24 protein-coding genes, 1 tRNA gene and 1 pseudogene are annotated in these 23,396 nt (G+C 59.5%); 20 read left to right on the top strand and 6 right to left on the bottom strand.

Annotated features, from left to right (window positions below; all coding sequences use genetic code 11):
• The first annotated feature begins 14 nt into the window (after nucleotides 1-14).
• The 4 genes from ilvN to DUT91_RS01045 all read left to right on the top strand — a co-directional run bounded on the left by ilvN (nucleotide 15) and on the right by DUT91_RS01045 (nucleotide 3,436).
• Nucleotides 15-587: an acetolactate synthase small subunit gene (gene ilvN / locus DUT91_RS01060; protein ID WP_114438519.1), complete on the top strand. Its 573-nt coding sequence runs from the start codon at nucleotides 15-17 to the stop codon at nucleotides 585-587.
• Nucleotides 588-644: 57 nt separating this feature from the next.
• Nucleotides 645-1,241: a LysE family translocator gene (locus tag DUT91_RS01055; protein ID WP_114438518.1), complete on the top strand. Its 597-nt coding sequence runs from the start codon at nucleotides 645-647 to the stop codon at nucleotides 1,239-1,241.
• A gap of 26 nt (nucleotides 1,242-1,267) precedes the next feature.
• The gene (locus DUT91_RS01050; protein ID WP_114438517.1) at nucleotides 1,268-2,236 is read left to right on the top strand and encodes a threo-3-hydroxy-L-aspartate ammonia-lyase; all 969 of its coding nucleotides are present in this window, start codon (nucleotides 1,268-1,270) and stop codon (nucleotides 2,234-2,236) included.
• A 72-nt stretch (nucleotides 2,237-2,308) separates the two neighbouring features.
• Nucleotides 2,309-3,436 carry an ATP-dependent DNA helicase gene (locus DUT91_RS01045; protein ID WP_114438516.1) on the top strand — a complete coding sequence of 376 codons (1,128 nt, stop codon included), beginning with the start codon at nucleotides 2,309-2,311 and terminating at the stop codon, nucleotides 3,434-3,436.
• A gap of 3 nt (nucleotides 3,437-3,439) precedes the next feature.
• On the opposite strand, the gene DUT91_RS01040 is transcribed toward DUT91_RS01045, so the two are convergent.
• Nucleotides 3,440-3,841, bottom strand: coding sequence for a SpoIIAA family protein (locus DUT91_RS01040; RefSeq protein ID WP_114438515.1), 402 nt, complete (start codon nucleotides 3,839-3,841; stop codon nucleotides 3,440-3,442).
• Nucleotides 3,842-3,947: 106 nt separating this feature from the next.
• Here DUT91_RS01040 and DUT91_RS01035 point away from each other — a divergent pair, with 106 nt between their 5' ends.
• The 5 genes and pseudogenes from DUT91_RS01035 to DUT91_RS01015 form a co-directional block, all read left to right on the top strand.
• Entirely contained in the window at nucleotides 3,948-4,694 is a 747-nt protein-coding gene (locus DUT91_RS01035) for a pyridoxine 5'-phosphate synthase (RefSeq protein ID WP_114438514.1), read from the top strand.
• 342 nt (nucleotides 4,695-5,036) lie between these two features.
• Nucleotides 5,037-6,971, top strand: a complete 1,935-nt coding sequence (locus DUT91_RS01030; RefSeq protein ID WP_114438513.1) for a potassium transporter Kup — start codon at nucleotides 5,037-5,039, stop codon at nucleotides 6,969-6,971.
• Between the two features lie 239 nt (nucleotides 6,972-7,210).
• Complete coding sequence (locus DUT91_RS01025) at nucleotides 7,211-7,897, top strand: TetR/AcrR family transcriptional regulator (protein ID WP_114438512.1); 687 nt, start codon at nucleotides 7,211-7,213, stop codon at nucleotides 7,895-7,897.
• On the top strand, nucleotides 7,881-8,900 hold the full coding sequence (gene ilvC, locus DUT91_RS01020) for a ketol-acid reductoisomerase (RefSeq protein ID WP_114438511.1): 1,020 nt from the start codon (nucleotides 7,881-7,883) through the stop codon (nucleotides 8,898-8,900). The genes DUT91_RS01025 and ilvC overlap by 17 nt, the downstream gene beginning before the upstream one ends.
• Before the next feature lie 158 nt (nucleotides 8,901-9,058).
• Nucleotides 9,059-9,274 (top strand): annotated as a pseudogene (locus DUT91_RS01015) (PLP-dependent aminotransferase family protein); the annotation flags it as partial.
• Here the strand turns inward: DUT91_RS01015 and DUT91_RS01010 are convergent.
• Nucleotides 9,275-9,628: a BA14K family protein gene (locus DUT91_RS01010; RefSeq protein WP_245419429.1), complete on the bottom strand. Its 354-nt coding sequence runs from the start codon at nucleotides 9,626-9,628 to the stop codon at nucleotides 9,275-9,277.
• Nucleotides 9,629-9,870: 242 nt separating this feature from the next.
• Here DUT91_RS01010 and DUT91_RS01005 point away from each other — a divergent pair, with 242 nt between their 5' ends.
• The 11 genes from DUT91_RS01005 to cysW all read left to right on the top strand — a co-directional run bounded on the left by DUT91_RS01005 (nucleotide 9,871) and on the right by cysW (nucleotide 18,281).
• Nucleotides 9,871-10,983 carry an endonuclease/exonuclease/phosphatase family protein gene (locus DUT91_RS01005; RefSeq protein WP_245419485.1) on the top strand — a complete coding sequence of 371 codons (1,113 nt, stop codon included), beginning with the start codon at nucleotides 9,871-9,873 and terminating at the stop codon, nucleotides 10,981-10,983.
• A 17-nt stretch (nucleotides 10,984-11,000) separates the two neighbouring features.
• Nucleotides 11,001-11,711: an NUDIX hydrolase gene (locus DUT91_RS01000; RefSeq protein WP_114438969.1), complete on the top strand. Its 711-nt coding sequence runs from the start codon at nucleotides 11,001-11,003 to the stop codon at nucleotides 11,709-11,711.
• A gap of 110 nt (nucleotides 11,712-11,821) precedes the next feature.
• Complete coding sequence (locus tag DUT91_RS00995) at nucleotides 11,822-12,754, top strand: PhzF family phenazine biosynthesis protein (RefSeq protein WP_114438509.1); 933 nt, start codon at nucleotides 11,822-11,824, stop codon at nucleotides 12,752-12,754.
• 142 nt (nucleotides 12,755-12,896) lie between these two features.
• A tRNA-Lys gene (locus tag DUT91_RS00990) sits at nucleotides 12,897-12,972 on the top strand.
• 342 nt (nucleotides 12,973-13,314) lie between these two features.
• Nucleotides 13,315-13,971 (top strand): DedA family protein, encoded by a 657-nt coding sequence (locus tag DUT91_RS00985; RefSeq protein ID WP_114438508.1) that lies wholly within the window; start codon nucleotides 13,315-13,317, stop codon nucleotides 13,969-13,971.
• Nucleotides 13,972-14,102: 131 nt separating this feature from the next.
• The gene (locus DUT91_RS00980) at nucleotides 14,103-14,672 is read left to right on the top strand and encodes an NADPH-dependent FMN reductase (RefSeq protein ID WP_114438507.1); all 570 of its coding nucleotides are present in this window, start codon (nucleotides 14,103-14,105) and stop codon (nucleotides 14,670-14,672) included.
• A 261-nt stretch (nucleotides 14,673-14,933) separates the two neighbouring features.
• Nucleotides 14,934-15,122, top strand: a complete 189-nt coding sequence (locus DUT91_RS00975; protein ID WP_114438506.1) for a hypothetical protein — start codon at nucleotides 14,934-14,936, stop codon at nucleotides 15,120-15,122.
• A complete protein-coding gene (locus DUT91_RS00970) occupies nucleotides 15,082-15,366 on the top strand; it encodes a hypothetical protein (RefSeq protein WP_160113616.1) in 285 nt (94 codons plus the stop codon). The genes DUT91_RS00975 and DUT91_RS00970 overlap by 41 nt, the downstream gene beginning before the upstream one ends.
• An 88-nt stretch (nucleotides 15,367-15,454) precedes the next feature.
• Nucleotides 15,455-16,459, top strand: coding sequence for a sulfate ABC transporter substrate-binding protein (locus DUT91_RS00965; protein WP_114438504.1), 1,005 nt, complete (start codon nucleotides 15,455-15,457; stop codon nucleotides 16,457-16,459).
• Nucleotides 16,460-16,591: 132 nt separating this feature from the next.
• Nucleotides 16,592-17,434 (top strand): sulfate ABC transporter permease subunit CysT, encoded by an 843-nt coding sequence (gene cysT / locus DUT91_RS00960; protein ID WP_114438503.1) that lies wholly within the window; start codon nucleotides 16,592-16,594, stop codon nucleotides 17,432-17,434.
• Nucleotides 17,418-18,281, top strand: a complete 864-nt coding sequence (gene cysW, locus DUT91_RS00955; RefSeq protein ID WP_114438502.1) for a sulfate ABC transporter permease subunit CysW — start codon at nucleotides 17,418-17,420, stop codon at nucleotides 18,279-18,281. Before cysT ends, cysW begins: the two co-directional genes overlap by 17 nt.
• Nucleotides 18,282-18,387: 106 nt before the next feature.
• Here cysW and DUT91_RS00950 read toward each other — a convergent pair whose 3' ends face one another.
• From DUT91_RS00950 to DUT91_RS00935, 4 genes are all read right to left on the bottom strand, one after another.
• A complete protein-coding gene (locus tag DUT91_RS00950) occupies nucleotides 18,388-18,939 on the bottom strand; it encodes an alpha/beta hydrolase (RefSeq protein ID WP_114438501.1) in 552 nt (183 codons plus the stop codon).
• Nucleotides 18,940-19,092: 153 nt separating this feature from the next.
• On the bottom strand, nucleotides 19,093-20,061 hold the full coding sequence (locus DUT91_RS00945; RefSeq protein ID WP_114438500.1) for a lysylphosphatidylglycerol synthase domain-containing protein: 969 nt from the start codon (nucleotides 20,059-20,061) through the stop codon (nucleotides 19,093-19,095).
• A gap of 97 nt (nucleotides 20,062-20,158) precedes the next feature.
• Nucleotides 20,159-22,693, bottom strand: a complete 2,535-nt coding sequence (secD, locus tag DUT91_RS00940; RefSeq protein WP_114438499.1) for a protein translocase subunit SecD — start codon at nucleotides 22,691-22,693, stop codon at nucleotides 20,159-20,161.
• Nucleotides 22,694-22,807: 114 nt separating this feature from the next.
• Nucleotides 22,808-23,224: a hypothetical protein gene (locus DUT91_RS00935; protein WP_147272135.1), complete on the bottom strand. Its 417-nt coding sequence runs from the start codon at nucleotides 23,222-23,224 to the stop codon at nucleotides 22,808-22,810.
• Between the last annotated feature and the right edge of the window lie 172 nt (nucleotides 23,225-23,396).

Raw genomic sequence — 23,396 nt, 5'->3', positions numbered from 1 at the left:
AGAAAGATGAAACCATGAATGCACAGAATCTAGCTTCCGGTTCGGCCTATTTCATCGCCAGCGAGACGCAGAAGCCAGTGACGCACACCTTGGCCGTGCTGGTCGATAACGAGCCGGGCGTCCTTGCCCGGGTCATCGGCCTTTTCTCCGGACGTGGCTATAATATCGAGAGCCTCACCGTCTCGGAAACGGAGCACGAGCAGCATCTGTCGCGCATCACGATCGTGACGCGCGGCACACCGCATGTGCTCGACCAGATCCGCCACCAGCTCGAGCGCATCGTGCCGGTGCACCGGGTGATCGACCTTTCGCTGCGCGCGGCGGAACTGGGCCATGAACGGCCGATCGAGCGCGAACTGGCGCTGATCAAGGTTGTGGGGGCGGGCGAAGAGCGTGCCGAGGCCCTACGGCTCGCCGATGCCTTCCGCGCCAAGGTTACCGATGCCACCACTGAGCATTTCATTTTTGAAATCACGGGCAAAAGCGCGAAAATCGACCAGTTCATTTCCATCATGAAGCCGCTTGGCCTCGTGGAAATCTGCCGCACGGGCGTGGCGGCGATGAACCGCGGGCCGGAGGGGATGTAGTCTTAATGAATTTGGTTTTTCGGATGCTGCAAAGCCAAATGCAGCCGGTGTAATATCATGTCTCCCGAGATATTTCTCACACTGCTTGTCTTTGCCTTCGTGACCTCGATCACGCCGGGGCCGAACAATTTAATGCTGCTTGCTTCCGGTGTTAATTTCGGCTTCCGGCGCACGATCCCGCATATGCTGGGCATCGGCGTCGGCTTTTTTTCGCTGCTGCTCGGCGTCGGGTTCGGTCTTGGCGCGCATCTTGAAACCGTGCCGCTTCTCCATACGGTGCTGAAATTCGCCGGCGGGGTCTATCTCATTTATCTCGCCTGGAAGATCGCCATCTCGCGGTCCGTGGGCGCAGACGCGGTGGCGGATGCCCGACCGATGCGGTTTATCGAGGCCGCGGCCTTTCAGTGGGTCAATCCCAAGGCATGGGTAATGGCGGTTACGGCGATGGCGACCTATACCTCGCACGAAAGCTACATGCTGACAGTGTTGCTGGTTGGCTTCGCCTTCGCACTCGTCAATCTGCCCTGCGTTTCGAGCTGGGCCGGTTTTGGCATGTTGTTGCGTAATTGGCTTTCGAATCCGGTGCGGCTTAAATGGTTCAACATCACAATGGCGATTCTTCTGGTCGCCAGCCTCTGGCCGATGCTCAAATAATCTGTTCTTCAAGAAAGGTTCCCGCGGTGCAAAATCTCCCGACCTATGACGACGTGCTGGCGGCGGCGCGCCGTATCGAGGGCCATGCGCATCGTACGCCGGTGCTGCGGTCGCGCACCATCGATGGGGAACTCGGCGCCGAACTTTTCTTCAAGGCTGAGAATTTTCAGCGCATTGGCGCGTTCAAGTTTCGCGGCGCTTTCAATGCATTGTCGCGCTTCGATGAGCGGCAAAAGAAAGCCGGCGTCCTGGCGTTTTCTTCAGGCAACCACGCCCAGGCGATAGCGCTGTCGGGGAAGCTGCTCGGGATTTCGGCAACCATTGTCATGCCTGAGGATGCGCCTGCGTCCAAGATCGCGGCGACGCGGGGCTATGGCGCGACCGTCGTGACCTTTGACCGCTATAAGGAGGATCGCGATGCGATCGCCCGGCGACTGGCGGAAGAACGGGGGCTGACGCTGATTCCGCCCTTTAATCACCCTGACATCATTGCGGGGCAGGGCACGGCGGCGAAGGAATTGCTGGAAGAGGTAGGTGAACTCGACGCGCTGTTCGTCTGTCTCGGCGGCGGCGGGCTCCTTTCCGGCAGCGCATTGGCCGCCAGGGCGCTGGCGCCGGGATGCAAGATCTACGGCGTCGAGCCGGAAGCTGGTAATGACGGGCAGCAATCCTTCCGGTCCGGCGAAATCGTCCGCATCGCGACGCCGAAGACCATTGCCGATGGCGCGCAGACCCAATCGCTGGGCGACTATACCTTCGCCATCATCCGGCGCGATGTCGATGATATCCTGACGGTTGCGGATGGTGAACTGGTTGAAGCCATGCGCTTCTTCGCATCACGCATGAAGATGGTGGTCGAGCCGACCGGCTGCGTCGGCATCGCCGGAGCGCGCAAGTTCGGGCCGCAGCTCAAGGGGCAGCGGGTCGGCGTTATCGTCAGCGGCGGAAATGTCGATCTCGAGCAGTTCTGCAAACTTCTTGGGAGCCCATCCTGAAGTGCACTGGCCTACTGCGCTGAATGACGATTGCGTCTTGCTCTTCGGCGAAGAATCCTGCCATTGAACCCCATGCAGTTTTCGCCCCAACAGGACGCGGCGCTCAAGGCCGTCTCGCAATGGTTGAATGAAGGCCGCCGGCCGATTTTCCGGCTGTTCGGCTATGCCGGAACCGGAAAGACGACGCTTGCGCGCTATTTCGCCGAGCATGTCGACGGGGATGTGCAATTCGCGGCTTTCACTGGAAAGGCCGCGCAGGTGCTGCGCTCCAAGGGGGCGGCCAACGCCCGCACGCTCCACTCACTGATCTATCGTCCGAAGGGCGAGGAAGCGGTGGAGGACGAGACGACGGGCAAGACCAGCATCTCGCCGACCTTCTCGCTCAACCGGCAGAGCCCGGTGGCGAAGGCCAAGCTCATCGTCGTCGACGAATGCTCGATGGTGGACGAGCAACTGGGGCGCGATCTCATGACCTTCGGCACGCCGATCCTGGTCCTGGGCGATCCCGGCCAGTTGCCGCCGATCTCGGGCGGCGGCTTCTTCACCGAGCACGAGCCTGACTTCCTCCTGACGGAAATCCACCGTCAGGCATGGGACAACCCGATCCTGCGGCTGGCGCTCGACGTGCGCGAGGGCCGCGAATTCGAGCATGGCGACTATGGCACGGCCAAGGTCATCAATAAGAGCGAGGTGACGCAGGAACTGGTGCTTGCCGCCGATCAGGTGCTGGTCGGCACCAACCGGACCAGACGGCGCTACAATCAGCGCCTGCGCGAGCTGAAAGGCTTCACCGCCGATTATCCGCAGGCGGGCGACAAACTCGTCTGCCTCAGGAACGATCCGGCGAAGGGGCTGCTCAACGGCTCGCTCTGGAAGGTGATGACCTCGTCTCGGGAAACCGTGAAGCCGGGCATCAATCTCCTGGTCTCGCCGGAGGACGAGGAGCCAGGCAAGGGCGTGGCCAAGATCAAGCTTCTCAAGGCTCAATTCGAGGAGCCTGACACGGAAATTCCGTGGCAGACCAAGAAGCGTTTCGACGATTTCGACTATGGCTATGCGCTGACCGTGCACAAGGCGCAGGGCTCGCAATGGAACGATATCGTGCTCTTCGACGAAAGCTTCGCCTTCCGCGACACGCGCGACCGCTGGCTCTATACCGCGATCACCCGGGCGGCGGAGCGGCTGACGATCGTCAGGTAAACATTATTCCTTGACTGCTTCTGCGCCGATCCATTTCCAGGCCTCGGCTTCTTCGGCGGAATCGAAGGTCTTCATCTCAATGGAAAGAAACGGTTTCAGAAGACCGGCGCTCATATGGATCCAGGTCGGGCCGCCTACGATCGCATAGCGGCGGATGTGCTTGAGCGAGCGTGTCTGCATGGAGAGCGTCGTATCCTTGAAGGCGGCGTTCCAGTCAAATCCCTCGTAGCCGTCAAGCCGTACCAGAAGGTCGATCTTGTCGTGCTGCTCGTAGGCGCCCTCCAGCAGGCCGTAGACATTTTCAATATCCGCGCTGGTGAGATGACCTTCTATGGTGAAGGCAAAGACGTCCGCCCGGTTGGTCGGGATCTGGCGGACGACGGGAATGGTGGTTTCGGGCCTCATGTCATGTCCTTATCTGGAACCAGAAAGTGATATTAACGCGCTTTCAGCCGGCTGTTTTTCCATTATAACGCTGCAACAGCATTTTCGTTGAGGAGCGAGGCCGGGAATGACCGCAAAACTTTCCGTTAATCTTAACGCCATCGCCATGTTGCGCAACCGTCGCGACCTGCCATGGCCTAGCGTTACCGGCGTCGGACGTATTGCGCTCGATGCCGGCGCATCCGGGTTGACGGTGCATCCCCGTCCCGATCAGCGTCATATCCGCTTCTCCGATCTGGGCGAGATCCGGGCACTGATCGATGATGAATTTCCGGGAGCGGAATTCAATATCGAGGGTTTCCCGACGGAACATTTCCTGGACATGGTCGAGAAATACGAGCCGGAACAGGTGACGCTGGTGCCTGACGATCCGACGCAGGCGACATCAGATCATGGTTGGGATTTCGAGACCAAGGCCGATTTCCTGACGCCTATCGTGGCGCGGCTGAAGAAGCTGACGATGCGGGTCTCGCTCTTCGCCGATGCTGAACCAAAGGGGCTTGCATTGGCAAAGGCCACCGGAGCGGACCGAATCGAACTCTATACCGGGCCCTATGGCGGAACGCATACTTCGGCGAAAGCCGCCGCGGAAGAGCTGCGCAAGCTCGGCGTTGCCGCCGATGCGGCGCTTGCGCTTGGTCTCGGGGTCAATGCGGGCCACGACCTGACGGTTGAGAATATTCCGGCGCTGGTCAGGCGGATTCCAGCCCTTGCCGAAGTCTCCATCGGTCACGGCCTTACCGCCGATGCGCTGGAACATGGAATGGCGGCGACGGTCAGGCGGTTTCTGGCGGCGCTGGCGGCTACAGGGTAATCCCTTGGAAACCATGTGGCATTTCAAAATGTTAGGATGTTTCGTGAAATCATGCAGCATATGAAAGTATTGGAGCGTCCGCGTCCAGTTGGAAACGGGTGCGCTCCAATGATGTCTTCCGTCCGGGCGGCTTCCGAACTGGCGTAGGTGTTCGCCCAGTGCATAACTTAACCTGCAACCGTTGCAGTATCCGCATTTGTCTTTGTGGTGCGATGGGGCTATTCCCACCGCCCACATCCTAGGAATGATGCTCGATTGTTACTGCATATTCCTTGATCGATTTCACGCGCGGCGCTCTACCTCCCGGGAGCTGGGCAATGCTGAGGCAGTGGGGTGCCATTGATGAGTGATATGCAGAACGGCGATGCGCTTGAGGCCGGAGCTGCCGGTTCCGAAAACGGGGCTGAAACCGCCGGGCACGAGAGCGACAGTTTCCGCGTTCTGCTGCTGGGCGCGCTGGGCGTCGTCTATGGCGATATCGGCACCAGCCCGATCTATGCCTTCCGTGAGGGCCTGCACGCGGCGGCAAGCGACGGCTTGCTGACCCGCGGGGATATTCTCGGCGTCATCTCGTTGATTTTCTGGGCGCTTACCCTCATCGTCACTGTCAAATACATCCTTTTCGTGCTCCGTGCCGATAATAATGGCGAGGGTGGCATTCTCTCGCTGATGGCATTGGTGCGGTCGAGTTTTCGTCACCGGTCCAATGTTGTCCTCGGCATCGGCATGTGCGGTGCGGCGCTGTTCTTTGGCGATGCCGTCATCACGCCGGCCATTTCCGTCCTCTCCGCCGTTGAAGGTCTTGAAATCGTCACGCCGGAACTCACACCTTTTGTTGTCCCTATCACCATCGTCATCCTGGTGACGCTTTTTTCGGTGCAGCGGCTGGGCACGGCCAAGGTTTCCGCGGTCTTCGGTCCCATCACCGCGCTCTGGTTTCTTTCGCTCGGGCTCTCCGGCCTCTGGCACATTTTCGATGATCCCTCGGTCTTCTTGGCCATCAACCCCTATTACGCAATCCACTATCTGCTGGTGAATCCTGCGACGGCATTCGGGACGGTTGGCGCGATCTTCCTCGCGGTCACAGGCACCGAGGCGCTTTATGCGGATCTCGGCCATTTCGGGCGCAAGCCGATCGTTGCCGCATGGCTGTGGATCGTGTTTCCCTGCCTGCTGCTGAATTATTTCGGGCAGGGGGCATTCATCCTCTCGCATGGAAAGGCCGCATCGAACCCGTTCTTCCAGATGATGCCGAGTTGGGGGCTCCTGCCGATGGTGCTGCTTGCGACGGCGGCGACCGTCATCGCCAGCCAGGCGGTCATAACCGGCGCCTATTCTCTGGCGCGGCAGGCGGTGCAGCTCAATCTTCTGCCCCGGCTCGAAATCCAGCACACATCGGAAAAGCTGCTCGGACAGATCTACATGCCGCGCATCAATTTCCTTCTCGGCATGGCCGTCATCCTGCTGGTTGTGGGTTTCGGAAGCTCTTCCAGGCTTGCCGCAGCCTATGGCATCGCCGTTACCGGCAACATGATCGTGACGAGCGCATTGCTGTTCATCGTCATGACCCGCATCTGGAAATGGCGGCTGGCCGTGGCGGGTTTGGCGACGGCAGGCTTTCTGTTCATCGACCTGGTGTTCTTCAGCGCCAACATCGCCAAGGTGCATGAGGGCGGTTGGGTTTCCATCCTTATGGCGGCTATCGTCATGGTGGTGATGGTGACATGGGTGCGCGGTAGCCGGCATCTCTTCCACAAGACCCGCAAGAACGAGGTGGAACTCGACCTGATCCTGGATCAGATGGCGAAGAAGCCGCCGATCATCGTGCCTGGAACCGCTGTTTTCCTGACGGGCGATTCAAAAAGTGCGCCGACTGCGCTGATGCACAGCCTGAAGCATTACAAGGTGCTGCATGAGAACAATGTCATCCTGACAGTGGTCACGGCGCCGACGCCGCGCGTGACTTCCGCCGACCGGGCTCGCGTGTCGCAATATAATGAGCGTTTCATGCAGGTGACGCTGACTTTCGGCTATATGGAGCAGCCCAATATCCCGCGAGCGCTCGCCATCTGCCGCAAACTCGGCTGGAAGTTCGATATCATGAAAACCTCGTTCTTCCTGTCGCGGCGCTCGCTGAAAATCTCGCCCAATTCCGGAATGCCGCTCTGGCAGAACAAGCTTTTCATTTTGCTGGCCCGCACCGCATCCGATGCTACGGAATATTTCCAGATACCGACGGGGCGCGTGGTCGAAGTGGGGACGCAGGTCAATATCTGACGGAATTTCTCTTCTCGTGCGGAAGCGTTGGCGCTGGTCTGGCCAGCATTCGATGTAACGGCAGCGGCTCCGTTGAGGAATGGATTCCAGTGCTGTCACTGGGAATCCATCCTCGCCATTTCATTGGCTCAGCGGTGCTGAACTCGCCATCCAGCCTCTCCCAAAATTGATCCCGGAGGGACTTGCATCCTCCGCCGGCTTTCGACATATTGCCGAACCGTAACGTACGGTACGCAATCATGGGAGCGAAGGTGCAGGGCAGGGTGGAAGTGAGCGGCGACAGTCTTACGGCGCGTCAAAGAGACGTGCTGGACGCGGCGCTCGGCCTGCTGGTCGAGGGCGGCGATGCGCTGACCATGACGGGCGTCGCCCGGCGCGCAAGTTGCTCCAAGGAAACGCTCTATAAATGGTTCGGCGACCGTGACGGCCTTTTGAACGCCACGGTGCAGTGGCAGGCATCCAAAGTGCGGGTGGTGCCCGTGGCGCGTGAAGGTCTGGATGCGAAATCGCTCTTTACCAGTCTCGAAGGTTTCGCCCGCGACTGGTTGCGCGTGCTTTCGGGCGAGATTTCCGTGGCGCTTAACCGCCTGGCGGTCAGCCATGCGGGAACGGGCAAATCCGATCTCGGCGCCATCGTTCTGGCCAATGGCCCGTTCGCCATGGCGCGGCGGTTGAAGCCGGTGCTCGAAATCGGCCGCGAGGCGGGCCTGCTTGCCTTCGAGGATACAGACGACGCATTTCGCACGTTCTTCGGGCTTGTCGTCCGGGACATGCAAATCCGGCTGCTGCTCGGCGACCGGCTGGAATTGACTGACGCGGCAATCGCCCGGGATGCAGGGCGCGCGACGCAGCAGTTTTTCGCTCTTTACGGAGCAAAATTGGATGGAAACACAAGGAAGGGAATACCTCATGCGCGTTTATTATGACCGCGACGCCGATCTCAATCTGATCAAGTCGAAGAAGGTCGCCATCATAGGCTATGGCAGCCAGGGCCGCGCCCATGCGCTGAACCTGAAGGATTCGGGCGCCAAGGATGTGCGCATCGCGCTTCGTCCGGGTTCCGCCACCGCCAAGAAGGCGGAAGCCGACGGTTTCCAGGTCGTCAGCGTTGCCGAGGCCGCCAAATGGGCCGACCTGATGATGATGGCGACGCCGGACGAATTGCAGGCTGACATCTACAAGGAACACATCGCCGACAATATCCGCGACGGCGCAGCGATCGCCTTTGCCCACGGCCTCAATGTGCATTTCGGCCTGATCGAGCCGAAGAAGACCGTCGATGTCGTGATGATCGCGCCGAAGGGCCCGGGCCATACGGTTCGCGGCGAGTACCAGAAGGGCGGCGGCGTGCCGTGCCTGATCGCCGTTCACCAGGATGCATCCGGCAATGCGCATGATCTGGCGCTTTCCTATGCCTGCGGCGTCGGCGGCGGCCGTTCGGGCATCATCGAGACGAATTTCCGCGAGGAATGCGAAACCGATCTGTTCGGTGAGCAGGTCGTGCTTTGCGGCGGTCTGGTCGAACTCATCCGCGCCGGCTTCGAGACGCTGGTCGAGGCGGGTTATGCGCCCGAGATGGCCTATTTCGAGTGCCTGCACGAGGTGAAGCTGATCGTCGACCTGATCTATGAAGGCGGCATCGCCAACATGAACTACTCGATTTCCAACACTGCCGAGTGGGGCGAATATGTCTCGGGCCCGCGCATCATCACTGCCGAGACCAAGGCCGAGATGAAGCGCGTGCTGACCGACATCCAGACCGGCAAGTTCACCTCGGACTGGATGCAGGAATACCGCGCTGGCGCATCGCGCTTCAAGGGCATCCGCCGCATGAACGACTCGCACCAGATCGAAGAAGTCGGTGAAAAGCTGCGCGGCATGATGCCGTGGATCAAGTCGAATGCGCTGGTCGACAAGGCGAAGAACTAAGACAAACCGGACGTCTCTGCCAGCGGCAGGGCCGTCAGTCAAAACATACAGGCCGGGGAGACATCCCCGGCTTTTTCGGGTATCGCCATTTAGGTCAGTATCACTGACATTTGAGCGGCCCGGAGACGAACGCCGCTGCAATATTCGGTAAGCGAGGGCTGCCGGAGGGGTTCGATGGCGCCAAGCTTCTCGCGGCTTCGGTCGAAACCGAGAAGGTGGCCTTTGTTCCCGGCCGCGCCTTCTTTGCCGACGGGTCGGGCGCCAATACGCTGCGGCTCAGTTTCTCATGCGCGAACGAAGCGATGATCGAGGAAGGGATCAGCCGTCTCGGGCGGCTCGTGCGCACGCAGGTGACGGCAGCACGCCCGTCTTGATCATGGGTTGAAGGGCGAGGAACAACTGCGGCGGATGCCGGCGGATGGCTGATAGGTGTTGTCGTTGATGCTGTAGGAACGATAGCGGTTCTGGCACCACTGGATATGGTTTATGCTCGGCGTGGTGCTGCGCGATTTGACGCGGGGCGCGCGTTGCTGTCGGGCTGGCTCGCCGTTCCTGTAGGGCTGAACGCCCTGCTCTGAATAGTTGGGGCGCAAGCTTCCGGTAAAGCCGCCCTCGGGCCGCAGCGGCTTGATGCCGGATTCCTGGCGTATCTCGATCGCCGATGCGGCGGAGACAGCCAGCAGCAAACACCCTGCCGCCAGAACAGCCGTCCGGAATGGTCTCGACACATTCATTATCCTAATCCTTCCCGTGACATATAGGGTCAGTGGGCGGACAGCGCCAACAATATCGCATGCCCAATTGTTCCGTTTTCGGCGGATTGGGCGATTCTCATCCCGAAGGCGGGCCATGGGATGTAGCGGTTGGACGATTTCCCGCCATGGTTGTGACAGATATCGGCAGGCTGGCTGCGAAAGATTTGCCGGCGGGCCTTGTCATTTCGAGCGAGGCGGGCAAAACTCCGCCGCACATGTCCTTAACGATCGCCACCTTCAACGTTGAAAACCTGATGCACCGGTTCGATTTTTCGGGCTTCCGGAACGAATTGCATCAGGATCGCAGTCTTCAACTCTTCGAGATCCGCGACGAGGCGCAATACAAGCTGCTCGAACAGGCGCGCGCCATCGGCCATGCCGACGACACGCGACAGATGACGGCGCTTGCCATTGCCGATACCCGCGCCGACATCCTCTGCCTACAGGAGGTGGACAATCTGGCCGCGCTCAACGCGTTCGAATATGGCTATCTCTTCAAGATGGTCGGGCAGGGCTATCGCCATAAATACATTGTCGAAGGCAATGACAGCCGCGGCATCGATGTCGCGGTGATGATGCGCGAGGCCACGCGCGACGGCCAGGTCATCGAATTCGTGTCGATGGCGAGCCATGCGCATCTCACCTATGCGGAGCTCGAACTTTACGATCCGATCCTCGCGACGCTCGGTATCGAACCGCATGAGCGCATCTTCAAGCGCGATTGCCTCGAGATCAACGTCCGGATCGGCGGTCAGCCGATTTCGCTGTTCGTCTGTCACTTCAAATCGATGGCCGGGCAGCGCAATGGTCTCGATGGGCGGATGGCAACCATGCCGGTGCGTGTCGCCGAGGCGAAGGCGGTTCGCCGTATCATCGAGAACAAGTTCGGACGCGACGGCACGGCGCACAAGCGCTGGCTGATCTGCGGCGATTTCAACGATTATCGCGAGCGCATCGTCATCAGCGGCGACGAGGTGAACGGCTATGTCTTCGAATCAGTGACGGAGAGCGTCAGCTCGCTCGATGTCTTCCTGCAGGACGGGTTTGCCGAGAACCTGGTGGAGCGCCGTCCTGTCATGGACCGCTGGACGCTCTATCACACACGCGGCCCGCTGGAGCGCCATCTCTGCCAGCTCGACTACATCCTGGCTTCCCCGGCACTCAGCCGTCGGAATGCCCAAGCGGTGCCCAACATCGTGCGTCATGGCCAGCCCTGGCGCACGATCTTCCCGGAGGGGCAGGCGGTCGAGCGCTATCCCCGGACCGGTTGGGACAGACCCAAGGCGAGCGACCATTGCCCGGTCGCGGTGACGCTGGATATTTCATGATCCCCGGATATTCCCTGATCGATGACATTCCCGAAAACACGGTTGTTTCGATCGACCGCGTCGAGGTGCGGGTCGTGCCGGGCGTGCTCGATTATGCCATTGGGAACAAGGCGGCGATCGAGCAGAACTGGCGCAACGAGCTTGCAGCCAACCCCGGTCTTTTCAATGGCGAGCTTTATCTCGCTCCGAAGGCATATATCGAGAATGGCGTGCTGCACGCTGGTTTCATACGTTCTCGCTACGAGACGCTGCTGTTCTGGCGGCGCGACCCGAGGATGTTCCGCCCGTGGCATATTTTCAGTGTGGGCGTGGTCGTTTCCGCCGATAACCGCCTGATCGCCGCGCGCATGGCCATGCACAATGCCAGTGGCGGACGCATCTATTTTCCGGCAGGCTCCATCGACGACAATGATATTGCCGATGGCATGGTCGACTATGACGCCAACAACCGGCGTGAAGTGCAGGAGGAAACCGGCCTTGATCTCTCGCATGCCCGGCCGGAAGCAAAGATCCATCTGGTGACCGGCAACCGCAGCATCGCGCTTTTCCGCCGCTACCGCTTCGTCGATGATGCGGCGACGCTGATCTGCCGCATCAGGGAGCATCTTGCCGGTCAGGATGATCCGGAGCTGGACCAGATCATCGAGGTGAGCGGGCCGGGGCAGATGGGGGAGGCGACGCCGAGCTATGTCAGAGCGTTCGCCGACTGGCATTTCAGCGAAGCGTGACGAACCCAAAATATTCGCCGGGAAAACATTCGCCGGAAAAACATTGTGTCCGACTTCTCCATGTCTATGCTGGGGCCTTTACTCAGGGCATATGACAGGGATTGCGACATATGGACGGTAAGGCGGCTTCGGAACGGGCCTACGAGATATTCGACGTGTTCACCGGCGAGGCGCTGAGCGGCAATCCGCTTGCGATCGTTCATGACGCCGAAGGGCTCGACGAGAAGCGCATGCAGGCGATCGCGCGCGAATTCAACCTTTCGGAGACGGTTTTCGTCACCCCGGCGGAGAATCCGATCCATACGGCGGCCATCCGCATCTTCACGCCGGAACATGAACTGCCCTTTGCAGGGCACCCGACGGTCGGCACAGCCATCGCGCTTGCGGCCAAGCGGCGCGACTTCAACGGCGGCGAAACCGATGTGCTGATCGCGCTGGAGGAGAAGATCGGCGTGGTGCGCTGCGGCGTCAGGTTTTCGAAGAAGGGGGTCTTTGCCGAGTTCGATCTGCCACGCCTGCCGGAAAAGCTCGACATCGAGGTGGAAAAGGAAGTCGCGGCGGCAACGCTGGGCGTCGGTACGCATGAGATCGGCTTCGAGAATCATGTGCCGAGCGTCTGGAGCGGCGGTGTTCCCTATCTGCTCATCCCCGTTCACAATCTGATCACAGCGGCCAAGATCTCGATCGATACAGTCTTTGCCAGGGAAAGTCTTCCAGCGGTCGACGGACGACCATTGCCGATCTACGCCTATTGCCGCGAGACGCGGCTTTTCGACAGCGATTTTCATGGGCGGATGTTCGTGACGGGGGGCAATCATTATGAGGATCCGGCGACCGGATCGGCTGTTGCCGCCTTTGCCGGCGCAATTCATCATTTCGACAAGCCGGTGGATGGCGTAACGCAGCTCTGGGTCGAGCAGGGCATGGAAATGGGCCGGCCGTCACGCATCAGGCTCGAGATCGACGTCGAGAACCGTCGCATAAAAGGCGCGCGTATCGGCGGGGCGGCGATAAGGGTGGCGGAAGGCAAATTATTTATGTGAATGCAGGCGGCTGGCTGAAAATCTCGGAATGGTTGGTCCGACATTCCGGCTTTCTGCAAAAATGCGTAATTGAAGGCTGGACAGGTGCGATCAGTGCAGTTATAGAACCGCTCACTTCAACGGGACACTGTTCTGACGAAGCGGGTGCGTAGCTCAGTTGGTAGAGCAGCTGACTCTTAATCAGCGGGTCACAGGTTCGATCCCTGTCGCACCCACCAAACCTTTCAATGGTTTGCCGCTGAATTTTAATCTGGTTTGTCTACGGATTTTACGGGGTTGTTACCATTCGGGCTATGACGCCCGGCCGGAACTGTTTTCCAACTCGTTTCCCACGGGCGCTTGCCCTTAAGCGATCCGATTGCCATATGTGCCGCAGAAAAGCAGCGGACGGGAAAGTGTGTCACCTTGGCGACAATGTTTTGTCATCAATGTTTGATCCTTGTCTGTCACAATTAAAAGACAACAACCGGCGGGCGCGGTGGTTCGGCCGGGTTTCGAAATCGCTGTACAGTTCCTTAAACTCTGTCAGCTAAAGTCTTGTTGATGGTATTGGGGACTGCATGGAAAGCATTCTGGGCGAGCTTGGACATTTTATCTCGGTGCACCGGGTGTGGGCCGGGCCGATCGTCGGGCTGATCGCATTCGGCGAATCGCTCGCGCTGATCGGGATGTTCGTTCCGGCCACCCCCATCATGCTTTTGATCGGCGGACTGATCGGGGCGGGTGTCATCGATCCCTTCTCCGTCATTCTGGGCGCAATCATCGGCGCGGTCGTTGGCGATATCATCTCCTATCTCCTGGGCTGGTGGGTCGGACGCAGCATCGTTCACAAATGGCCACTCAACCGGCATCGCCAGGGCGTTGCCCGCGCCAGGCTGTATTTCCGCCGCTACGGCTTTGCCGCGGTTTTCTTCGGTCGCTTCTTCGGTCCCATCCGCTGTACCGTCCCGCTCGTGGCGGGCATCATGTCGATGGACCAGAAGCGTTTCCAGACGGCCAACATTCTTTCCGCCGCCGTCTGGGCGCCGCTGATGTTTGCGCCTGGCTGGCTTGCGGCCAAGGGGGCCGGAGTTTTCGGCGAGATGAACGGTGACCACTGGATGTGGCTGACAATCGGCGTGACAGTCGTGGCCACCGTCGCCACGATCTTCGGCGTACGCATGTTCAAATCCCGCCCGCGCCGCAAGCGCGGCGTGCAGATTTCACCCGCGGAATAACAGCCTTAGGCGCGATCATATTTTCTTGAACGGGCCCTTTCCCGGCCGGTTACGTCCAGGTGCCTTCTTGCCCGTCCTGCCATATCCGGGCTATTGCGCGTGGAAATCCCCATTCGCAAAGGAATTGCCTGATGAAGCCCAAACTTCATATTATCATCTGCAGCACCCGGCCCGGACGTCTCGGACCGAAGATGGCCGAATGGTTTCGTGACTTTGCCAAGGAGCACGGCAAGTTCGATGCGGTTCTGGTCGATCTGGCGGAATTGAACCTGCCGGTATTCGACGAGCCAAAGCATCCGCGCCTCAAGCAATATGAAAACCAGCACACGAAGGACTGGAGCGCGAGCGTCGAGGCCGCAGATGCCTTCGTTTTCGTGACGCCGGAATATAATTATTCGCCGCCTCCGGCCTTCTTCAACGCCGTCACCTATCTCGCATCGGAATGGCACTACAAGGCGGCAGCGATCTTCAGCTATGCTGGCGTTTCCGGCGGGTTGCGCGCTGCGCAGATTGCGCGGCTGCAGCTTTCGAACCTCAAGATGGTGGCGATCCCGGAGGGGATAGCCGTACCGTCCTTCCCACAGTTCATTGATGAAGAGGGCGTCTTCAAGCCGAACGATCTGATCGCGGCGAGCGCCACGACGGTGCTGGGCGAACTGTTCCGCTGGACCACGGGCCTTCAAACGATCCGTAGCGCCTGAGCGCGACCGACCCCGTTTGAGCCCCTTAATTCGAGCCGCTTTTGTTAATCACAGGGGCGGCTTTTCCATGTGAAGTGTGTCTTTTTGGCCTTATCACGAAATATATATTGCATTTATATACTATCATTGCGGTCGTCTTATTGACATCTCGGGGAAAGGCTCCATCATTAAGAAACGTTGACCTGTGTGGCGAAAACAGGGCAATTCCGAAGAGGACAAATCGGAGCTTTACAGCTTTGATATCGGTGCAAGGAGGTAGCGATGACACGTATTTACGAACTCGGTGTTCTCCCCGTCACCACATTGTTCCTGCGGGCGTTGGCCTGCCTGGAGCGCCCGCTTTTTGCCATGGCGCATGATACCGACGAGATTGCCGCGCGGCGCAAGCGCAGGACCGAGCGGACTGAGGATGACGTCCTCTGGTGCTGGAAGCAGCGCGGTTTCTGGTAAGACGCAATTTCAATTTCAGTGGCAATTGCGGGTGATGTGGCCCCGCGCAAAAGGCTGGATGGAGCATCTCCTTTCCAGCCTTTCTTTTTGGCCGGCTTTTCCTGCACTCCTGCTTTGGAAATCGATTGCTTTTCAATGGCCGCGCCTTGAAAAAATCACCCGCTTTTTCGCATTGCGCCGTGATGGACATTTCGTCATCCCGCTGATGAGTAGTTTATCCATTCAAATCAATGATTTAGGTTGATTTCACCGCTCCAGTGGCTAGATTGTTTTTCCAATGTACTGCCTGGATAGGCAGCTTTGCGCAAGCGCGCCTATGGAGATGACGATCCATGAAGAAAATTTTTCTATATGCCGCAATGGCGCTGGCACTCGGTGCGGCGCCTGTGCATGCCCAGGAGCCGAAGGAGATACTCAACGTCTCCTATGATATCGGACGCGAACTCTACGAGCAGATCGACAAGGCTTTCACCGCGGCGTGGAAGCAGAAGACCGGCAATGACATCACGGTCAATCAGTCGCATGCCGGATCTTCAAAGCAGGCGCGCTCGATTCTTGAAGGATTGGAGGCCGATGTCGTCACCTTCAACCAGGTGACGGACGTGCAGATCCTCCACGACAAGGGCAATCTTATTCCGGCCGACTGGCAGTCGCGCCTTCCGAACAATTCCTCGCCCTATTATTCGCTGCCAGCCTTCCTGGTGCGGGCAGGCAATCCGAAGAATATCCGCAACTGGGGCGATCTCGTGCGCGACGATGTCGAGGTGATCTTTCCCAATCCGAAGACGTCGGGCAACGGGCGCTATACCTATCTGGCCGCTACGGCCTACGCCAGGGAAGCCTTTGGCAATGACGACGCCAAGGTGCGCGAATTCATCACCGAGCTGTTCAAGCATGTGCCGGTCTTCGACACCGGCGGGCGCGGCGCGACCACGACATTTACCGAGCGCGGCATCGGTGATGTGCTAATCACTTTCGAGGCGGAAGTGCTGGGCACGCAGAAGCAGCTTGGCAAGGACAAATATGATGTCGTCGTACCGCCCATCAGCCTTCTCTCGGAATTTCCGGTGACGCTGGTTGACAAGGTCGCTGACGAGCGCGGCTCGCGCACCGTCTCGGAAGCCTATCTGAACTACCTCTATTCGCCGGAAGGGCAGGATATCATTGCCCGGAATTTCAATCGCGTGCATGACGAGACGGTCAAGGCGAAATACAAGGACCAGTTTCCGGAGGTTCGCCTCGTGACCGTGGAAGACACATTCGGCGGCTGGAAGAAGGTGACTGAAGAGCATCTGGCCAGCGGCGGCATTCTCGACCAGCTCTTCACGGCGCGGTAGACGATATTGATCAAGCAAGAAGCGGCGCGGTATCGAACTGCGCCGCAAATGTCTGGACGGACATGTCGATTGCGGTTCCGCATCGCGGGCCGATGCTGTAATCAACCCTGTCCCGCGTGACCAAAGGCCATCATGTTTTCTAAATCATCCAGGATCAGAAAAGGCGTTCTGCCGGGTTTCGGGATCACCATGGGCGTCACGCTGCTTTATATGGTGATCATCGTGGCGCTGCCTCTCCTGGCCATGGTCCTGAAGACGGCGAGCCTTGGCTGGGCCGAGTTCTGGTCGATCGTCACGTCCGATCGCGCGCTTTCCACATACCGTATCACGCTCGGCACCGCTGCGATCGCCACGCTGATCAATGCCAGTTTCGGCCTGCTCCTCGCGTGGGTCCTGGTGCGCTACGAATTTCCGGGCAAGAGGCTGATCGATGGGCTTATCGACTTGCCTTTCGCGCTGCCGACGGCCATCGCCGGGCTGGCGCTGGTCACTGTCTTCTCGCGCAATGGCTGGTTCGGGCAATATCTGGAGCCGATGGGCATCAAGATCGCCTATGCGCCGCTTGGCATCGCCATCGCCATGGCCTTCACCAGCGCGCCTTTCGTCATCCGCACCGTGCAGCCGGTACTTGAGGATCTGTCTGACGATGTGGAGCAGGCGGCGCAGACATTGGGTGCGCGACCCTGGCAGATTTTCAGGCATATCATCTGGCCGATGATCTTCCCGGCCTTTCTGGCGGGATCCGCGCTCTCCTTCGCCCGCAGCCTCGGCGAGTTCGGCGCGATCGTTTTCATTTCAGGCAATCTGCCGTTCAAGACAGAGGTAACCTCCCTCCTGGTCTTCATCCGGCTCGACGAGTTCGATTATCCCTCGGCGGCGGCGCTGGCGATGGTCATGCTGATCGTCGCCTTCCTCATGCTTCTCACCACGAATCTTATCCAGGCCTGGCAGTTACGATATGCAGAGCGCAGCTAGCTTGGCCAACGGCAGGACAGCCGTCAGGGATAACGGCGCACAGAAGAAGAAGCGCGGTCCATGGCAGGTGGCGCTGATTCTTGCTGCCGTGGGCCTTTCGGCACTGTTCCTCGGCGTGCCGCTGGCGGTGATCTTCACTTCCGCTTTCGGCGGCGGGGTCGGTGTCTTCTGGCGTGAGATCACCGAGCCTTCGACCCTGCACGCGATCTGGCTTACGGTTCTGACCGCCATCGTCGTCGTGCCAATCAACATGATCTTCGGCATCTGCGTGGCATGGCTGGTGACTCGGTTCCGCTTCCCGGGGCGACGGCTGCTGATCACCTTCGTCGAAATCCCGTTCTCGGTCTCTCCGATCGTCGCCGGCGTGATCTATCTGTTCCTCTATGGCTCCCAGGGCCTGCTGGGGCCGTTTCTCGAAGCGCACGATATCCGGATCATGTTCACTGTTCCGGCGATCTTCCTGGTCAGCTTGTTCGTCACCTGTCCGTTCGTGGCGCGCGAGCTCATTCCGCTGATGGAGGTCCAAGGCAGCGATGAGGAGGAAGCTGCGATCACGCTTGGCGCGACGGGCCTTCAGACCTTTTTCTACGTCACTCTGCCCAATATCAAATGGGCGCTTCTCTATGGCGCGGTGCTTTGCAATGCGCGTGTGATGGGGGAGTTCGGCGCGACATCGATCGTATCAGGCGCCATCCGCGGCAAGACCAATACGCTGCCTTTGCAGGTGGAACTGCTCTTCAACGACTACAATACGGTCGGCGCCTTCGCTGCCGCCTCGACGCTTGCATTCATCGCGCTTCTGACGCTGGTCCTCAAATACATCCTGGAGCGCAAGGCGCACGGTTAGAGCGCCGCGCGTCCTATTGGACACGCAAAGGACGCTCTAACACTTTGAAATGCTGCATAATTTTATCCCTAAATCGATTCCGATTAAAGGAATTATGCAGTAGTGCTCATTCCGCCGCGATCAGCGCAGGCTGGCGGAAGGAGGAGGTGAGGATCAGGCCTTCCGGCCAGTACCCGAAGCCGCTGGCCGGATTGATGTGACCGGCATGGCCGAGATCGACAAACCCGGAACCCCAGACATCGGCCAACGCCTTCGCCTTGGCGAAGCTCATATATTCATCGTTGCGGCTGGCCACGACAACGGAGGGGAACATGAGTTCCTGGCGGGGCAGGGGCGCGAAACTCGCGAATTTCCTGTCATGACGCGCCATTCTTTCGCTATCGGCGGGAGCGACCAGCAAGGCGCCTGCCACATGGGCCGCCGCCGGCCGGTTTGCCAGATGGGAAACCAGCACGCAGCCGAGGCTGTGGGCCACCAGCACGGCATGGGGATGCTCGGCCAGATGCGCCTCCAGCACATGCAGCCAGTCCGAGAGGACGGGATTCTCCCAGTCCTCCTGCTCGACCACCTTTGCCTGCGGATCATCGACAAGCCATTGGCGCTGCCAGTGGCCGGCTTCCGATCCCCTGTAACCGGGTATGATCAATGTCGTCGTCATTCCGCTTCCTCGAACAGGACTTCAATCCTGTCCAAGAATAAGCGGTGGCGCGGCATTGATGAAGAAAAGCCCGGCTATGGTTGTCCGGGTTTTGGAGACTATTCGCCTAATAATCATTCAGCAGCGCGAAAAATTGACGTCTGCAATCACTGGTTACGGGCTATCCGTATCCGGCGGACGTTTGTCCTTTTCGCTCCAGCGCAGCGCGAACTGGGTCTTTTCGAAGATCAGCACGACAAAAAGCGAAAGCGCGAAGGGAATCAGGAGATAGAGCAGGCGGAAAACGATCAGCGCCGCAAGCACATCGGCCTGATGCATATCGGGCAATCCGGTCAGGAACACGATTTCGAGGACGCCGAGCCCACCGGGGGCATGCGAGATAAGGGCCGCGGAAAACGATATGAGAAAGATGCCCAGCACGATGAGAAAGCCCGGATTTCCCGCCTCAGGCAGGGCGAAATAGATGATTCCGGCCGCGCCGATCAGTTCGACGGGCGCAATCAGCAATTGCTGCCAGACGATTTTCAGGCGCGGATATTCCAGCCGGAACTTGCCGATCACCAGCGGGCGCAGTTGCAGCCAACTGCCGAAGACATAGAGCAGTACCAGAAGAATCATCAACACCCCGAGGCCGAGCGCCAGATGAGGGGAGATATCTTCGTTGAAGCGTTGCAGGATGTCGGGCTCGATGAGCAGGACGATGCCGCTCAATATCGTGGTGCCTAGAAAGAAGGTGAAGGAGCAGAAGGCTACGAGGAGCGCCACTTCGCTTCCGGTGAGCCCCTGCGAACTATAGGCGCGGTAGCGCACGACCGCGCCTGACACGACCGAGGCGCCGATATTGTGGGAGAGCGCATAGGTGGTGAAGGAACTCAGCGTGATGAATATCCAGGAGATATTCTTCTTCAGATGCAGGAGTGCGATACGGTCATAGCCGGCAAGCGCCATATAGGACAATATCGCCGAGGCGGCAGCGAGCGTCCAGCGATGCATGCTGATGGCATCGAGGCTATCGATCACGTCGTCAAGCGATATAGTGCGCAGCTCCTTGTAGAGGAGCCAAGCCGAAACGGTGACTGCGCCGACGCCGACGATCGGCCAGATGTAATCCTTAAGCTTCATGTCGCCTGCTGCTCAAGCTCTTTCCTTCATTGTGCTTCCGACGTTCTAAAAGCCGATGGCGCGCCGATCGTTTCGGTCGCGCCATCGGGTCTTTGCGTCAGTTCTGGGTGGTTACGGCGCCGTCTGCCTGCTGCCGTTCGTCTTTGTGGCGTTTCCACCAGTCACCCAGGAACAGCAGGATCGGAGCGGCGATGTAGATCGAGGAACTCGTCGCGATCACGATGCCAAAGATCATCGGGACGGCGAAGTTCAAGACCGCGCTGCCACCCCAGAGCGCCATCGGCAGCATGGCCAGGAAGGTGGTCGCCGAGGTAAAGATACAGCGCGCCAGCACCTGGTTGATGCTCATGTCGATGATCTCGCGCAGCGGCTTGGACTTGTAGAGCCGCATGTTTTCGCGCATCCGGTCATAGACCACCACCTTGTCGTTCACCGAATAGCCGATGATCGTCAGGAGGGCGGCGATGGCCGTCAGGTTGAAATCGAGACCAGTCAGGGCGAAGAAACCGATCATCTTCGTGGTGTCGAGGATGAGCGTGGCAATTGCCCCCAGCGCGAAATACCATTCGAAACGCCACCAGATATAGAACAGCATGGCAATGGCGGCGAGGCCCACGGCGAGGATGCCGGAGCGAGCCAGTTCGCCGCTGACCTTCGGGCCAACGACTTCCGTGCGTTCGATCTTGACGTCGGGGATGAGCTTTTCGACGGCGGCGCGGACTTTGGTGACCGCCGCCGTCTGCGCTTCCTCGCCGCCGTCCTGGCGCTGCACGCGGATCAGCACCTCGCTGGGACTGCCGATATTCTGCAGCGCGACCTCGCCCAGATCGAGCGCACCGAGCGTCGAGCGCAATTGCGCCAGATCGGCCGGCTGGGGCGTATTGATCTCTACCTGGATGCCGCCCTTGAAGTCGATGCCATAATTGAGGCCCGGTTTGATGAAGAGCACGATCGAGGCAATCGAGAGAAGAATGGAAACGCCGATGCCGAGAAAGCGCGCGCGCATGAACTTGAAACTTGTCTCGCCGGGCGAAAGATTGAAGAGCGGCTTGATTTCCAGCTTTTTCAATTTCCGGCGGCGAACGATCCAGCCCATCATCATGCGCACGAGGGCGACGTCGGAGAACATCGAGATGGCGATGCCGAGCATCATGGTGATGGCGAAGCCGCGTACGGGACCGGTGCCGAACAGGAAGAGAAGGCCGGTGGCGATGAGCGTCGTCACATTCGCGTCGACGATGGTCGCGTAGGCGCTCTTGAAGCCCTTGTCGAGGGCCGGCATGGCGTTGAGCCCCCTGCGGGTTTCCTCCTTGATGCGTTCATTGATGAGGACGTTGGCGTCCACCGCGATACCGATGCCGAGAATGATGCCGGCGATACCCGGCAGCGTCAGCGTCGCTCCAAGGAGACTTAGGGCGGAGAAGGTGAGGATCGTGTGGAGCAGCAGCGCCAGATTGGCGACCATGCCCCAGAAGCCGTAGAGCACGACGATGAATATCGCCACGAGGGCGAAGCCCGCCAGACCGGTATAAAGCCCCATCTTGATGGAGTCGGCGCCGAGATCCGGGCCGACAGTGCGCTCCTCGATGACCGTCAGTGGGGCGGGCAGGGCGCCTGCGCGCAGAAGCGCCGACAGGGTCACCGTGTCCTCGACCGTGAAGTTGCCGCTGATCTGGCCGGAACCGCCGGTGATCGGCTCGCGGATGACGGGGGCGCTCAGCACCTTGCCGTCCAGGACGATGGCGAAGGGCTTGCCGACATTGCGGCTGGTGATATCGCCGAACTGGCGCGCACCGGCGCTGTCGAAGCGGAAGGAGACGATGGGTTCGCTGGTGTTCGGATCGAAACCGGCGCGCGCATCCGTCAGCCTTTCGCCGCTGAGCGCCACCTGATCCTCGATCGGATATTTGATGTTCGGGTCCTTGGCATCCGGCAGGATGGTCACGCCGGGAGGCGGCACATCGTTCGGGTTGGCGTCGGCGACCATGTGGAAGGACATCTTGGCCGTGCTGCCGAGAAGCTGGCGCAATTGCGCCGGGTCCTGAAGACCGGGAAGCTGAACCACGATGCGGTCGGAACCGACGCGCTGGATCGAGGGTTCGGCGACGCCGACCTGATCGACGCGTTGGCGAATGATCTCGAGGCTCTGCTGGAGCGCGCTGTCGATGCGGTACTTCGTGCCCGCCTCCGTCAGCGTCATGCGGACCTGGTTGCCGCCGGTGCTGACGTCGATATCGTTGGTCGCCGTACCGAAGCCATTATCGCCGACAGGGCTGACAAGCGTGCGCAGCGCCGTTTCGGCCTGGCTGAGTTGAGCGGGGTTGGCGATGTTGGCTACCACGGAGTCGCCGACAATCCGGATCGACTGGGGCTGAATGCGCTCGGCACGCAGCTTGGCGCGCGCGTCATCAAGCATCGAGCGCAGGCGGTCCTTCTTCAGGCTGGCCGCGTCAATCTCGAGAACGAGATATGAGCCGCCGCGCAGGTCGAGACCCAGCGTGACCTGCTTTTTCGGCAGCCAGTTCGGCAGCGAAGCCAGTTGCTGTTGCGTGAGCAAATTGGGCATCGCGATGAGAATGCCCAGAAGAATGATGATACTGTAGGTCGCGACGACCCATTTTGAAGTACGCATTTTTATGGTCCGGTAAAATCGCGCTCGCTGAAGCCTCGCGGGAGGATGTTCGCGGGCGCCGGTTTTCTAGATGGAGTTCCCCTTCAAAAGGGATATTCCGCGCGCCGATAAGTTTCAGGCGATAACGGGCGGCGCACGCGCCGATAAGGTCCGGCCGGATATCCCGGCGGGCCGCAGAGCTATCTGACCGAAGGTCGCGCTGCCGACAATCGATGTGTCGAATGCCGACGAAGCGGGCAGAAGGACGGAGTCATGTCCGCTGTCGAGGCGAAGCGGCGCCGTCTTCAGATGCCATGCGTCCAGCGCTGCGGCCCGCATCGGGTTTCGAGCTGGGGTCGATTGCTCCTTCATCGGAGCGGCTGAACGCAGCGTATCCTGATTTCCCGCCGCTAGGGCGAGGATTTCATCGGTGTTGTTTTCGCCGGGGAGGGCCCAGTGAAACGCGAAGAGTGCGGCAGCAATCCACAAGACGCAGGCGAAAAGCGGCATCAGGCCGGGCTTTTCCTGTTGTGCGTCATCGGTAAAATGCATTGCCTCGATCAACTCCTGCACATTTCATGGTGTGATTTCGTGAATGTCATGACATCACGGCGATATACGGACATTCCTGTCCGTCTGCACGAAAACCGCGCTGATCACAACTCTCCTTAACCAGCCAAGCGTCCGGGAACAAGAAAATATCGCCTGTTTCCCGTATTTTACG

It is taken from the genome of Paramesorhizobium salinisoli (assembly GCF_003335045.1).
Lineage (GTDB): Bacteria > Pseudomonadota > Alphaproteobacteria > Rhizobiales > Rhizobiaceae > Paramesorhizobium > Paramesorhizobium salinisoli.
The sequence above is the reverse complement of the archived record's forward strand: the minus strand, read 5'-3'. Positions and strand labels throughout refer to the sequence as shown.